This is a genomic window from Enterobacter sp. RHBSTW-00994, from assembly GCF_013782625.1.
In the GTDB taxonomy this organism is placed as follows: domain Bacteria; phylum Pseudomonadota; class Gammaproteobacteria; order Enterobacterales; family Enterobacteriaceae; genus Enterobacter.
This window is the reverse complement of record NZ_CP056199.1, coordinates 4822900-4835651: the sequence shown is the minus strand read 5'-3', so window position 1 is coordinate 4835651 and position 12752 is coordinate 4822900. Positions and strand designations below refer to the sequence as shown.

The window sequence follows — 12752 nt, the reverse complement described above, 5'->3', positions numbered from 1 at the left end:
CTTTACTGTTGAAAACAAGAAAACTTCAGAGTGTACCTGAAAAGGTTCACTGCGAAGTTTTGCTCTTTAAAAATCTGGATCAAGCTGAAAATTGAAACGACACACTGTGTCTGTTCTCCGTAATAAGAACAGATGAAGGTGTGTTCGAGTCTCTCAAATTTTCGCAATTTGATGATGAATCGAAAGAAACATCTTCGGGTTGTGAGGTTAAGCGACTAAGCGTACACGGTGGATGCCCTGGCAGTCAGAGGCGATGAAGGACGTGCTAATCTGCGAAAAGCGTCGGCGAGGTGATATGAACCTTTGACCCGGCGATGTCCGAATGGGGAAACCCAGTGCAATTCGTTGCACTATCGTTAACTGAATACATAGGTTAACGAGGCGAACCGGGGGAACTGAAACATCTAAGTACCCCGAGGAAAAGAAATCAACCGAGATTCCCCCAGTAGCGGCGAGCGAACGGGGAGCAGCCCAGAGTCTGAATCAGCAGGTGTGTTAGTGGAACGGTCTGGAAAGTCCGGCGGTACAGGGTGATAGTCCCGTACACAAAAACGCATCTGGTGTGAACTCGAAGAGTAGGGCGGGACACGTGGTATCCTGTCTGAATATGGGGGGACCATCCTCCAAGGCTAAATACTCCTGACTGACCGATAGTGAACCAGTACCGTGAGGGAAAGGCGAAAAGAACCCCGGCGAGGGGAGTGAAAAAGAACCTGAAACCGTGTACGTACAAGCAGTGGGAGCCTCTTTATGGGGTGACTGCGTACCTTTTGTATAATGGGTCAGCGACTTATATTCTGTAGCAAGGTTAACCGAATAGGGGAGCCGAAGGGAAACCGAGTCTTAACTGGGCGTTAAGTTGCAGGGTATAGACCCGAAACCCGGTGATCTAGCCATGGGCAGGTTGAAGGTTGGGTAACACTAACTGGAGGACCGAACCGACTAATGTTGAAAAATTAGCGGATGACTTGTGGCTGGGGGTGAAAGGCCAATCAAACCGGGAGATAGCTGGTTCTCCCCGAAAGCTATTTAGGTAGCGCCTCGTGAACTCATCTTCGGGGGTAGAGCACTGTTTCGGCTAGGGGGCCATCCCGGCTTACCAACCCGATGCAAACTACGAATACCGAAGAATGTTATCACGGGAGACACACGGCGGGTGCTAACGTCCGTCGTGAAGAGGGAAACAACCCAGACCGCCAGCTAAGGTCCCAAAGTCATGGTTAAGTGGGAAACGATGTGGGAAGGCACAGACAGCCAGGATGTTGGCTTAGAAGCAGCCATCATTTAAAGAAAGCGTAATAGCTCACTGGTCGAGTCGGCCTGCGCGGAAGATGTAACGGGGCTAAACCATGCACCGAAGCTGCGGCAGCGACACTATGTGTTGTTGGGTAGGGGAGCGTTCTGTAAGCCGTTGAAGGTGTCCTGTGAGGGATGCTGGAGGTATCAGAAGTGCGAATGCTGACATAAGTAACGATAATGCGGGTGAAAAGCCCGCACGCCGGAAGACCAAGGGTTCCTGTCCAACGTTAATCGGGGCAGGGTGAGTCGACCCCTAAGGCGAGGCCGAAAGGCGTAGTCGATGGGAAACAGGTTAATATTCCTGTACTTGGTGTTACTGCGAAGGGGGGACGGAGAAGGCTATGTTAGCCGGGCGACGGTTGTCCCGGTTTAAGCATGTAGGCGGAGAGTTTAGGTAAATCCGGACTCTTTTAACGCTGAGGTGTGATGACGAGGCACTACGGTGCTGAAGTAACAAATGCCCTGCTTCCAGGAAAAGCCTCTAAGCATCAGGTAACACGAAATCGTACCCCAAACCGACACAGGTGGTCAGGTAGAGAATACCAAGGCGCTTGAGAGAACTCGGGTGAAGGAACTAGGCAAAATGGTGCCGTAACTTCGGGAGAAGGCACGCTGATATGTAGGTGAAGCCCCTGCGGGTGGAGCTGAAATCAGTCGAAGATACCAGCTGGCTGCAACTGTTTATTAAAAACACAGCACTGTGCAAACACGAAAGTGGACGTATACGGTGTGACGCCTGCCCGGTGCCGGAAGGTTAATTGATGGGGTCAGCGGCAACGCGAAGCTCTTGATCGAAGCCCCGGTAAACGGCGGCCGTAACTATAACGGTCCTAAGGTAGCGAAATTCCTTGTCGGGTAAGTTCCGACCTGCACGAATGGCGTAATGATGGCCAGGCTGTCTCCACCCGAGACTCAGTGAAATTGAACTCGCTGTGAAGATGCAGTGTACCCGCGGCAAGACGGAAAGACCCCGTGAACCTTTACTATAGCTTGACACTGAACACTGGTCCTTGATGTGTAGGATAGGTGGGAGGCTTTGAAGCGTGGACGCCAGTCTGCGTGGAGCCGCCCTTGAAATACCACCCTTTAATGGCTGGTGTTCTAACGTGGACCCGTGATCCGGGTTGCGGACAGTGTCTGGTGGGTAGTTTGACTGGGGCGGTCTCCTCCCAAAGAGTAACGGAGGAGCACGAAGGTTAGCTAATCCTGGTCGGACATCAGGAGGTTAGTGCAATGGCATAAGCTAGCTTGACTGCGAGAGTGACGGCTCGAGCAGGTGCGAAAGCAGGTCATAGTGATCCGGTGGTTCTGAATGGAAGGGCCATCGCTCAACGGATAAAAGGTACTCCGGGGATAACAGGCTGATACCGCCCAAGAGTTCATATCGACGGCGGTGTTTGGCACCTCGATGTCGGCTCATCACATCCTGGGGCTGAAGTAGGTCCCAAGGGTACGGCTGTTCGCCGTTTAAAGTGGTACGCGAGCTGGGTTTAGAACGTCGTGAGACAGTTCGGTCCCTATCTGCCGTGGGCGCTGGAGAATTGAGGGGGGCTGCTCCTAGTACGAGAGGACCGGAGTGGACGCATCACTGGTGTTCGGGTTGTCATGCCAATGGCATTGCCCGGTAGCTAAATGCGGAAGAGATAAGTGCTGAAAGCATCTAAGCACGAAACTTGCCCCGAGATGAGTTCTCCCTGACCCTTTAAGGGTCCTGAAGGAACGTTGAAGACTACGACGTTGATAGGTCGGGTGTGTAAGCGTAGCGATACGTTGAGCTAACCGATACTAATGAACCGTGAGGCTTAACCTTACAACGCCGAAGATGTTTTGGCGAAAGAGACATGATAATCAGCCTGATACAGATAATATTAGCCGGCGAAAGCGGGTTAATGAACAGAATTTGCCTGGCGGCTTTAGCGCGGTGGTCCCACCTGACCCCATGCCGAACTCAGAAGTGAAACGCCGTAGCGCCGATGGTAGTGTGGGGTCTCCCCATGCGAGAGTAGGGAACTGCCAGGCATCAAATAAGCAGGAAACCCCGGTCCGAAAGGTCCGGGGTTTTTTGCGTCTGTGAGTATGAACGAAAAAACAGACCTAACGGCTTGCCATCCACTGCTGAATAAGGCTAACCATCCCGTCAGTATCATTCAGATCCAAAACCGGTACTGGAAGTGATAGCCCAGTGTCGCTGGCGACAGCAATAACATGCTCATCCAGTGTTAGTTCACACGTATCATGACCTGCATCGCGCCTGAAAAGTAGGATCTTTGCCACCGACTCATGCTTGAATCCTTCGACCAGGACCAAATCCAGCGCCGAATGATCCATTCGGCTGACAAGAAAACCCAGATCCAGCGTTTTTTCATCGGGTGTCTCGGTCATCAGCGCCCATCGTTGACGACTTGCGACGATTGTTTGTGCAGCTCCAGCTTTTCGTAATTCGTAGCTGTCTTTGCCGGGTTTATCGACATCCATATTATGATGAGTATGTTTGATTAACCCTGGCCGGACTCCTGCGGAACAAAGAGCGGGTATCAATTTTTTTAACAAGGTGGTTTTGCCTGTACCACTCCAGGCAGAAATGGCTAAAACGGGAATCATTTTTTCTCCTGCATCATCTGCAAATCTTTTATTGTATTCACGTTCATAAAGGCATCTTTTAGATCGCTAAAGTCAATTGAATGGCCGCCAACCTGATGCATGAACACCATCACGCGGCGTTCCCCAGAAACCAGATATGCCTGCAGGTCTGGGATTAATTTTCTGTGAATCAATGTAATAACTGGGTGATCTCTCTCTCCATCATGTACCCATACCGCCGGGACCTCATTGTTCTGGCTCGCCAGTCGTTCGGCGAGACAAGATGGAATAAAGGGCGTATCGCAGGGGCAAAACAGAAACCACTCACCGTCAGATTGCTGCATAACAGAGAGCATACCGGCAAGTGGCCCAGGATAATCGATGAGAGTATCTTGATAAACTGGATAGCCACTTTGGCGGTAAATCTCTATATGACGGTTAGCACTGATGACGATCTCGGCCACCTGGCCCTGAAGTGCGTCCGCTACATGTTGCCACAACGGTTTGTTGTTAAGCGTCTGCAAGCCCTTATCTTTCCCACCCATCCGCGTCGCTCTTCCGCCTGCCAGCACGACTCCGATAATTTTCCGGCACTGATTCACAAATATCGCCTCTTTTATTGTGGGATTGACCCTGCTAACGTGTCTTTCTAAATGAAAGGAGCACCACCATGAAATGTAAACGTCTGAATGAAGTTATTGAACTCCTCCAGCCAGCCTGGCAAAAAGAGCCAGAGCTGAACCTGATGCAATTTTTACAGAAACTGGCGAAAGAGTCAGGCTATGACGGTGAATTGACAGACCTTTCTGATGACATCCTGATCTATCACCTTAAAATGCGTGACTCGACAAAAGATGCCGTTATTCCTGGTATCCAGAAAGATTATGAGGAAGATTTTAAAACCGCATTGTTGCGTGCACGTGGCGTAATTAAAGAGTAAAAGCTTGTAAGAGGCGACACCGAAATCGCCACAAAATGATATCCTGAATCATTCGTATAATTTCCGGATGATCGGATGAACGACCAGGCTTTTACTTTCCAGACATTACACCCGGATACCATTATGGATGCCCTTTTCGAACAGGGGATTCGAGTGGACTCCGGGTTAACTCCCTTAAATAGCTATGAAAACCGCGTCTATCAATTTCAGGATGAGGATCGTCAGCGCTTTGTCGTTAAGTTCTATCGCCCCCAGCGCTGGTCTGCGGAGCAAATCCAGGAAGAACATCAGTTTGCACATGATCTATTGACCGATGATGTTCCCGTTGCTGCGCCATTAAAATTCGATGGCCAAACATTGCTGACGCATCAGGGATTCTATTACGCAGTATTTCCGAGCCTCGGCGGTCGCCAGTTTGAAGCCGATAATATTGACCAAATGGAATGGGTTGCTCGTTATCTTGGCCGAATTCATCAGACGGGACGCAAAAAACCGTTTATTGCTCGTCCAACGATGGGCATTCAGGAATATCTTCTCGAACCACGTCAGGTATTCGAAATGTCTGCGCTTATTCCCGGTGCGCTGAAGGATAATTTCCTTGCTGCGACAGATAAACTTATCGAAACAGTAAAAGCCTGCTGGCGAGATGATACGCCAGCTCTTCGTCTGCACGGTGATTGCCATGCCGGTAATATTCTCTGGCGTGATGGCCCACTGTTTGTTGACCTTGATGATGCCCGCATGGGGCCTGCGATCCAGGATCTGTGGATGTTACTCAATGGCGATAAAGCTGAGCAGCGTATGCAGCTTGAAACTATCATTGAGGCTTATGAAGAGTTTAGCCCCTTTAATTCAGACGAAATTGCCTTGATAGAGCCTTTACGGGCAATGCGTTTTGTTTATTATCTCGCATGGTTAATCAGGCGTTGGGACGACCCCGCTTTTCCCAGAAACTTCCCGTGGCTAACCGGGGAAGATTACTGGCGTAACCAGACATCCATATTTATTGAGCAGGTTAAGGTTCTGCAGGAACCGCCTCTGCAATTAACGCCAATGTATTAATCGGACACACCCAGGAGAAAGTTGATTATGAAAAAAATATGGCTCGCGCTGGCAGGTATGATTCTGGCATTTAGCGCTTCTGCTGCGCAGTTTACCGACGGTAAACAGTACATCACCCTTGATAAGCCTGTTGCCGGTGAGCCTCAGGTACTGGAGTTTTTCTCCTTCTATTGCCCACACTGCTATCAGTTCGAGCAAGTTCTTCATGTCTCTGATAACGTGAAAAAAAAGCTGCCTGAAGGCACTAAAATGACCAAGTACCACGTTGAGTTTCTGGGCCCTCTGGGCAAAGACCTGACTCAGGCGTGGGCGGTTGCGATTGCGCTGGGCGTGGAAGACAAAATCACCTCCCCAATGTTCGAGGCCGTTCAGAAAACTCAGACTGTTCAAACCACCGCGGATATCCGTAAGGTATTTGTTGATGCTGGCGTGAAAGGTGAAGATTATGATGCGGCATGGAATAGCTTTGTTGTGAAATCACTGGTCGCTCAACAGGAAAAAGCGGCTGCAGACCTTCAGCTTCAGGGTGTGCCGGCAATGTATGTTAACGGTAAATATCAGCTGAATATGCAGGGCATGGATACCAGCAGCATGGACATCTTCGTGCAGCAATATGCAGATACAGTGAAATATCTGGTCGAGAAGAAGTAAAAAGAAAAACGCCGGTCATTGACCGGCGTTTTTGTATGAAGATTTTATCTCTTCTATCTGTTCATCTTTCTCTTTCCAGAGTGTATTGAGCCAGAGCTGGAAACGACGTTTGAAGTTTTTATCGCCCACGTAATCACCATGCAGTTCAGCGTTCACCGGGATGAGGTCAACACGGACAACAATGCGCGTTAGCTTTCCGCTGAGCATATCGTAGAACGGAGTTTTATCATTTTCCGGGTAGCACAGAGTGACATTGAGTAATTTGTCGAACTGCTCGCCAAGAACATTAAGTGTCATTGCAATGCCTGCGGCTTTTGGCGGCAATAAATGTTGGTAAGGCGAGCGAGTCTGAAGACGTTTTACTTCGGTGAAGCGAGATCCTTCAACAAAGTTGACTATGGTTGTGGGGTGAAACCGAAACTTTTCGCATGAGCGACGTGTTGTTTCGACATCTTTTCCACGACGTTCCGGATGACGAAGTAAATAACCGCGTGAATAGCGCTTCATAAACGGCATATCCAACGCCCAGCATGCCAGGCCAATAAAAGGGACCCAGGCCAACTGCTGCTTCAGGAAATACTTGTTCATTGGGATATGTTTGCGGAAAAGCACGCATAAAACCACGATATCTGCCCAACTGTGATGATTGCAGATCAGTAAATACCAGTTTTTTTTGTTCAGCTTTTCCAGCCCTTCCACGTCCCATTTCAGGTGGGGATTCAGATAGAGCAGTACGGCAAGTCCTTCGCACCAACAGTACATCATAAAATTACAGAATGCCGAAACCGCACGCCAGGCAGAGGGGACAGGCAGCAGTAATTTAATTATTCCGGCGATAATGATCGGCACAGAACAGGCGATGGTAACCAGAATAGTTAAAATGATGCTTAACAGTATTGTTATCGCAGCGAGTAATCTCGACATGATGAGCTTTTTCAGATGGTTAGCTGTAATTTAGCGATCGGCTTTCCGGCGCTGGGCGCTGATTTTACCAGAAAAAAGACGACATAATGGTCCTTTCATACTGACAGTTTGAGACATTTTCCTCTCCATTGTGGCCTTATCTATAGTTAGGCCAGAGGCGAGGCTTATATCCACATCGGACAGATTATCACCAGATGGAAATATGCAATGAAGATCCATTCATAACAACATGATAATAAAGAGTAAATTATAAACTATCATATATTGGCGATAACTTTTATTCAGGTGTATCGAAAATATGCACAAACTTATCCACAGTTCAATTTTGCGAGGGATCCTGACGATCGTAAAATCTTTTGTGGTATTTGGTGCTAAAAACTGATGTTTTCATCCTTCTGTGGCATCCTTTATCCATAAATTGATTAAAGGCACGGACATTATGGTTCAGATCCCAGAAAACCCTCTTATTCTCGTCGACGGCTCTTCTTACCTGTATCGGGCGTATCATGCGTTTCCTCCTCTGACCAATAGTGCAGGAGAACCCACCGGCGCGATGTATGGCGTGCTTAACATGCTACGCAGCCTGATTCTGCAATATCAACCATCCCATGCTGCCGTTGTGTTTGATGCCAAAGGTAAAACTTTCCGCGATGAGTTGTTTGAAGACTACAAATCCCATCGTCCTCCTATGCCGGATGAGTTGCGCGCGCAAATTGAACCGTTGCATACCATGGTTAAAGCAATGGGGCTACCACTGCTGGCAGTCTCCGGTGTCGAAGCTGACGACGTGATCGGGACACTGGCGAGGGAAGCCGAAAAAATGGGGCGTCCGGTGCTGATCAGTACGGGAGATAAAGATATGGCGCAGTTGGTTACGCCTGGTATCACCTTGATTAACACCATGACTAATACCATCCTTGGGCCAGAAGAAGTGGTCACGAAATACGGTGTGCCACCGGAGCTGATCATTGATTTTCTTGCCTTAATGGGCGACTCCTCAGATAACATCCCAGGCGTGCCGGGTGTTGGTGAGAAAACGGCGCAAGCATTACTGCAAGGGCTGGGGGGGATTGATACCCTTTACAAGGAATCGGATAAAATTGCCGGTCTGACGTTCCGTGGTGCGAAAACCATGGCGGCTAAACTGGAGCAAAATAAAGAGCTGGCTTACCTCTCTTATAAACTCGCAACCATCAAAACTGACGTTGAGTTAGAACTGGGATGTGAACAGCTTGAAGTACAGCAACCTGCAACAGATGAGTTGCTAACCCTGTTTAAAAAGTACGAATTTAAGCGCTGGACGACAGACCTGGAAGCTGGCAAATGGATGCAGGCTAAAGGTGTAAAATCTGCTGTAAAACCAAAAGAAACGATTGTGGCTGAGGCAGAAGAAGCAGAAGAGCAGACCAGTACACTTTCTTCTGAACGCTATGAAACCCTGCTCGATGAAACCCAGTTGATAACCTGGATCGAAAAGCTTAAGAACGCACCTGTCATCGCGTTTGATACAGAAACTGATAGCTTGGACAATATCTCTGCCAATATGGTCGGCCTCTCGTTTGCAACTGAGCCTGGTATTGCTGCGTATGTACCTGTGGCACATGACTACCTGGATGCGCCAGATCAGATCCCGCGTGCGCGTGCGCTTGAATTGCTCAAGCCGCTTCTTGAAGACGAGAAGGTGCTTAAAGTCGGGCAAAATCTGAAGTTCGATCGTGGCATTTTGCAAAATTACGGCATCGAACTGCGTGGCATTGCCTTCGATACAATGCTGGAGTCCTACATTCTGGATAGCGTTGCTGGCCGTCATGATATGGATTCCCTTTCGGACCGTTGGCTCAAGCACAAAACCATTACGTTTGAAGAAATTGCCGGGAAGGGCAAAAATCAACTGACGTTTAACCAGATTGCGCTGGAAGAAGCGGGCCGTTATGCGGCAGAAGATGCGGATGTCACGTTGCAATTGCATCTTAAAATGTGGCCGAAACTGCAGAAACAGGAAGGCCCACTCAATGTCTTTAAGCACATTGAAATGCCACTGGTTCCGGTATTATCCCGTATTGAACGCAATGGCGTAAAAATTGATCCTGCTGTTTTGCATCATCACTCTGGTGAGCTTGCTGTCCGCCTGTCTGAGCTTGAGCAAAAAGCGCATGACATTGCAGGTGAGCCATTTAATCTTTCATCGCCTAAGCAATTACAAACTATTCTGTTTGAAAAACAGGGTATTAAGCCGCTGAAAAAAACACCGGGTGGTGCGCCATCGACGTCAGAAGAGGTACTCGAAGAGCTGGCGCTAGATTACCCGTTACCTAAAGTCATTCTGGAGTATCGCGGTCTGGCTAAGCTAAAATCGACCTATACCGATAAACTTCCGTTGATGATAAACCCGAAAACGGGTCGTGTTCATACGTCTTACCATCAGGCGGTTGCGGCGACTGGTCGGCTTTCATCGACCGATCCAAACCTGCAAAACATTCCCGTACGTAATGAAGAAGGGCGTCGTATTCGCCAGGCGTTCATCGCGCCAGACGATTATGTGATTGTCTCTGCCGACTACTCACAAATTGAGTTGCGTATTATGGCGCATTTATCGCGTGATAAAGGCCTGCTGACAGCCTTTGCGGAAGGGAAGGATATCCACCGGGCGACGGCTGCAGAAGTCTTTGGACTATCGCTGGATAGTGTGACGAATGAACAACGTCGTAGTGCGAAAGCGATCAACTTTGGTTTGATCTACGGTATGAGCGCGTTTGGCCTTTCACGCCAATTAAACATTCCACGTAAAGAGTCACAGAAGTATATGGATCTCTACTTCGAGCGCTATCCGGGGGTTCTGGATTATATGGAGCGGACGCGCGCGCAGGCGAAGGAAAAAGGTTACGTCGAAACGCTGGAAGGCCGTCGTCTTTATCTGCCGGACATCAAATCCAGCAATGCGGCGCGTCGTGCTGGGGCGGAGCGTGCAGCTATCAACGCACCAATGCAAGGAACCGCTGCTGACATCATTAAACGGGCAATGATTGCTGTTGATGCTTGGTTGGAAAAAGAGAAACCGCGAGTGCGCCTGATTATGCAGGTACACGATGAACTGGTGTTCGAAGTGCACAAAGATGATCTTGATTCAGTCTCGCAGAAGATCCACGAACTGATGGAAAGCAGCATGAAACTTGACGTACCACTTCTGGTGGAAGTGGGCAGTGGAGAAAATTGGGATCTCGCTCACTAAGTGTTCAATGAATAACGTGATTTTTATGTAACTTAGCAACATAACAACGCGTGTTTTGTGATGATCATTAGAATTACCTATGTAAAGAGTGAAAAAAAACTACAAAAAGTGCTTTGTCGAGCGATAAAAAAAGAGTAGAGTTAACGACGTAGGGTACAGAGGTAAGATGTTCTATCTTTCAGACCTTTTACTTCACGTAATCGGATTTGGCTGAATATTTTAGCCGCCCCAGTCAGTAATGACTGGGGCGTTTTTTATTGCGGCAAACAAAAAAATAAGCTAAAAAAACGCGGACATTGCCGCGTCTGGTATTACTCTTCTTCCGCTTCGGTTGCGGGTTCCAGCTCGCTAAACCAGCCATCCAGCTTTTGACGTAACTTATCCACGCCTTGCTTTTTCAGCGATGAAAACGGTTCAACCTGCACATCACCATTAAATGCCATCACCGCTTCGCGAACCATATTAACTTGTGCTTTACGCGCCCCGCTCGCCAGTTTATCGGCTTTGGTCAACAGCACCAGAACAGCAATATCACTCTCAATCGCCCAGTGGATCATCTGTTGATCGAGATCTTTCAATGGATGGCGAATATCCATGAGTACCACCAGACCTTTCAGGCACAGGCGTTTTTCGAGGTATTCCCCCAGCGCGCGCTGCCATTTGATCTTCATCTCTTCCGGTACTTGCGCATAGCCATAGCCAGGTAAATCGACCAGGCGTTTACCCTCGGCAACTTCGAAAAGGTTAATCAACTGGGTTCGACCTGGTGTTTTGGACGTACGCGCCAGGCTCTTTTGGTTTGTCAGCGTATTCAGGGCGCTGGATTTTCCCGCATTGGAACGGCCAGCAAATGCCACTTCGATACCGGTATCTGAAGGTAAGTGGCGAATATCAGGCGCACTGGTAACAAAGTGCGTCTGTTGATAATTCAGGGTAGTCACGTGCTCGTCTCCGTAAATCTTATTCTGAAAAGGATTATACCTGAATGCAGCCAAAAGGCTTTCCTCATAGGTATACCGATGTCAGAGTTGTAAGACATTTGCCATAGATGTATTAGGATATTTAAGAGAAATCGCAGACTTAAAAAACAACAAGTGTTTATAAATCAATGCATTGGTTTTGGGTGTTTGTCTGAAAAGCTATTTTTATGCCCTCTCATTGCTTGTTAGTTTAATGGAACAAGGTAAAGTGTGCGTCAAGGCGAGGATGCCAACAGGATAACGACTTAAGGATAAGGGTCAGGAGCGCCAGGAGGCGAAGACTCAGGATTGTCAGGATGACCAGCGCCTGGAGGCGTTTAAACAGGAAAGGGAACCGTATCAAGGACGGTAGCAGCCAAAGGATAAACAGGGTTTGTTGTTGGCAAACAAGGAATGTCTGGCCCGCTAAGGGCTGTGAGTCAGGAAAAAAGGCGACAGATTGCTCTGTCGCCTTTTTTCTTTGCTTGCTTTCTGCTAGATTTCGCCGCAATTCTATACTGAAGAAAACGACTTAAAGATAAAACATCATGAAAAAACCGACTTCCGCACCGGGCACTAAACGCCCCACAAAAGCACGTCGCAAAACACGTGAAGAATTGAACCAGGAAGCTCGCGACCGTAAACGTGCGAAAAAGCACAGTGGTCATGCCTCTGGAAGCCGTGCCAATGGCAGCAGCGCATCAGGCTCTTCTGCTCAAAACGGCAAACAGAAAGATCCTCGTATTGGCAGCAAAACACCAATTCCACTGGGCGTGACGGACACCCCGGTAACCAAGCAGCACAAACCAAAGAGCGAGAAACCTATGCTTTCACCGCAGGCTGAGCTGGATTTGCTGGAGAATGATGAGCGCCTGGATGCGCTGCTGGAACGTCTTGAAGAGGGTGAATCTTTGACCGCTGAAGAGCAGTCATGGGTGGATGCCAAGCTGGATCGTATCGACGAGCTGATGCAAAAACTGGGTCTGTCTTACGACGATGACGAAGAAGATGAAGAAGAAGACGAAAAGCAGGAAGATATGATGCGTCTTCTGAAAGGTGGAAACTAACATTTGCACTCAGCAGGCTCGATAGTCCTGCTTATAACCCT

Annotated in this window: 9 protein-coding genes and 2 rRNA genes; 7 read left to right on the top strand and 4 right to left on the bottom strand. The window is 48.5% G+C overall.

All coding sequences use genetic code 11. The features are described from left to right. The first annotated feature begins 205 nt into the window (after positions 1–205). A 23S ribosomal RNA gene (locus HV346_RS23040) occupies positions 206–3109 on the top strand. Between the two features lie 93 nt (positions 3110–3202). Further along, positions 3203–3318, top strand: a 5S ribosomal RNA gene (gene rrf, locus HV346_RS23035). Positions 3319–3393: 75 nt separating this feature from the next. Here the strand turns inward: rrf and mobB are convergent. Then, positions 3394–3900, bottom strand: a complete 507-nt coding sequence (gene mobB, locus HV346_RS23030; RefSeq protein ID WP_181621568.1) for a molybdopterin-guanine dinucleotide biosynthesis protein MobB — start codon at positions 3898–3900, stop codon at positions 3394–3396. Next, positions 3897–4481, bottom strand: coding sequence for a molybdenum cofactor guanylyltransferase MobA (gene mobA, locus HV346_RS23025; protein WP_181621567.1), 585 nt, complete (start codon positions 4479–4481; stop codon positions 3897–3899). The genes mobB and mobA overlap by 4 nt, the downstream gene beginning before the upstream one ends. A 68-nt stretch (positions 4482–4549) precedes the next feature. Here mobA and HV346_RS23020 point away from each other — a divergent pair, with 68 nt between their 5' ends. From HV346_RS23020 to dsbA, 3 genes are all read left to right on the top strand, one after another. Further along, positions 4550–4819, top strand: a complete 270-nt coding sequence (locus HV346_RS23020; RefSeq protein WP_181621565.1) for a YihD family protein — start codon at positions 4550–4552, stop codon at positions 4817–4819. A 75-nt stretch (positions 4820–4894) separates the two neighbouring features. Next, positions 4895–5881, top strand: coding sequence for a serine/threonine protein kinase (locus HV346_RS23015; protein ID WP_181621563.1), 987 nt, complete (start codon positions 4895–4897; stop codon positions 5879–5881). A 27-nt stretch (positions 5882–5908) separates the two neighbouring features. After that, positions 5909–6532 carry a thiol:disulfide interchange protein DsbA gene (gene dsbA, locus HV346_RS23010; RefSeq protein WP_181621561.1) on the top strand — a complete coding sequence of 208 codons (624 nt, stop codon included), beginning with the start codon at positions 5909–5911 and terminating at the stop codon, positions 6530–6532. A 15-nt stretch (positions 6533–6547) separates the two neighbouring features. On the opposite strand, the gene HV346_RS23005 is transcribed toward dsbA, so the two are convergent. Continuing rightward, positions 6548–7456: an acyltransferase gene (locus tag HV346_RS23005; RefSeq protein WP_181621559.1), complete on the bottom strand. Its 909-nt coding sequence runs from the start codon at positions 7454–7456 to the stop codon at positions 6548–6550. Between the two features lie 439 nt (positions 7457–7895). Between HV346_RS23005 and polA the strand changes: the two genes are divergently transcribed. Further along, complete coding sequence (gene polA, locus HV346_RS23000) at positions 7896–10685, top strand: DNA polymerase I (protein WP_181621557.1); 2790 nt, start codon at positions 7896–7898, stop codon at positions 10683–10685. A 311-nt stretch (positions 10686–10996) separates the two neighbouring features. Here polA and yihA read toward each other — a convergent pair whose 3' ends face one another. Then, complete coding sequence (gene yihA, locus HV346_RS22995; RefSeq protein ID WP_181621556.1) at positions 10997–11626, bottom strand: ribosome biogenesis GTP-binding protein YihA/YsxC; 630 nt, start codon at positions 11624–11626, stop codon at positions 10997–10999. Between the two features lie 566 nt (positions 11627–12192). Here yihA and yihI point away from each other — a divergent pair. Next, on the top strand, positions 12193–12711 hold the full coding sequence (gene yihI, locus HV346_RS22990) for a Der GTPase-activating protein YihI (RefSeq protein WP_181621555.1): 519 nt from the start codon (positions 12193–12195) through the stop codon (positions 12709–12711). Positions 12712–12752: the final 41 nt, after the last annotated feature.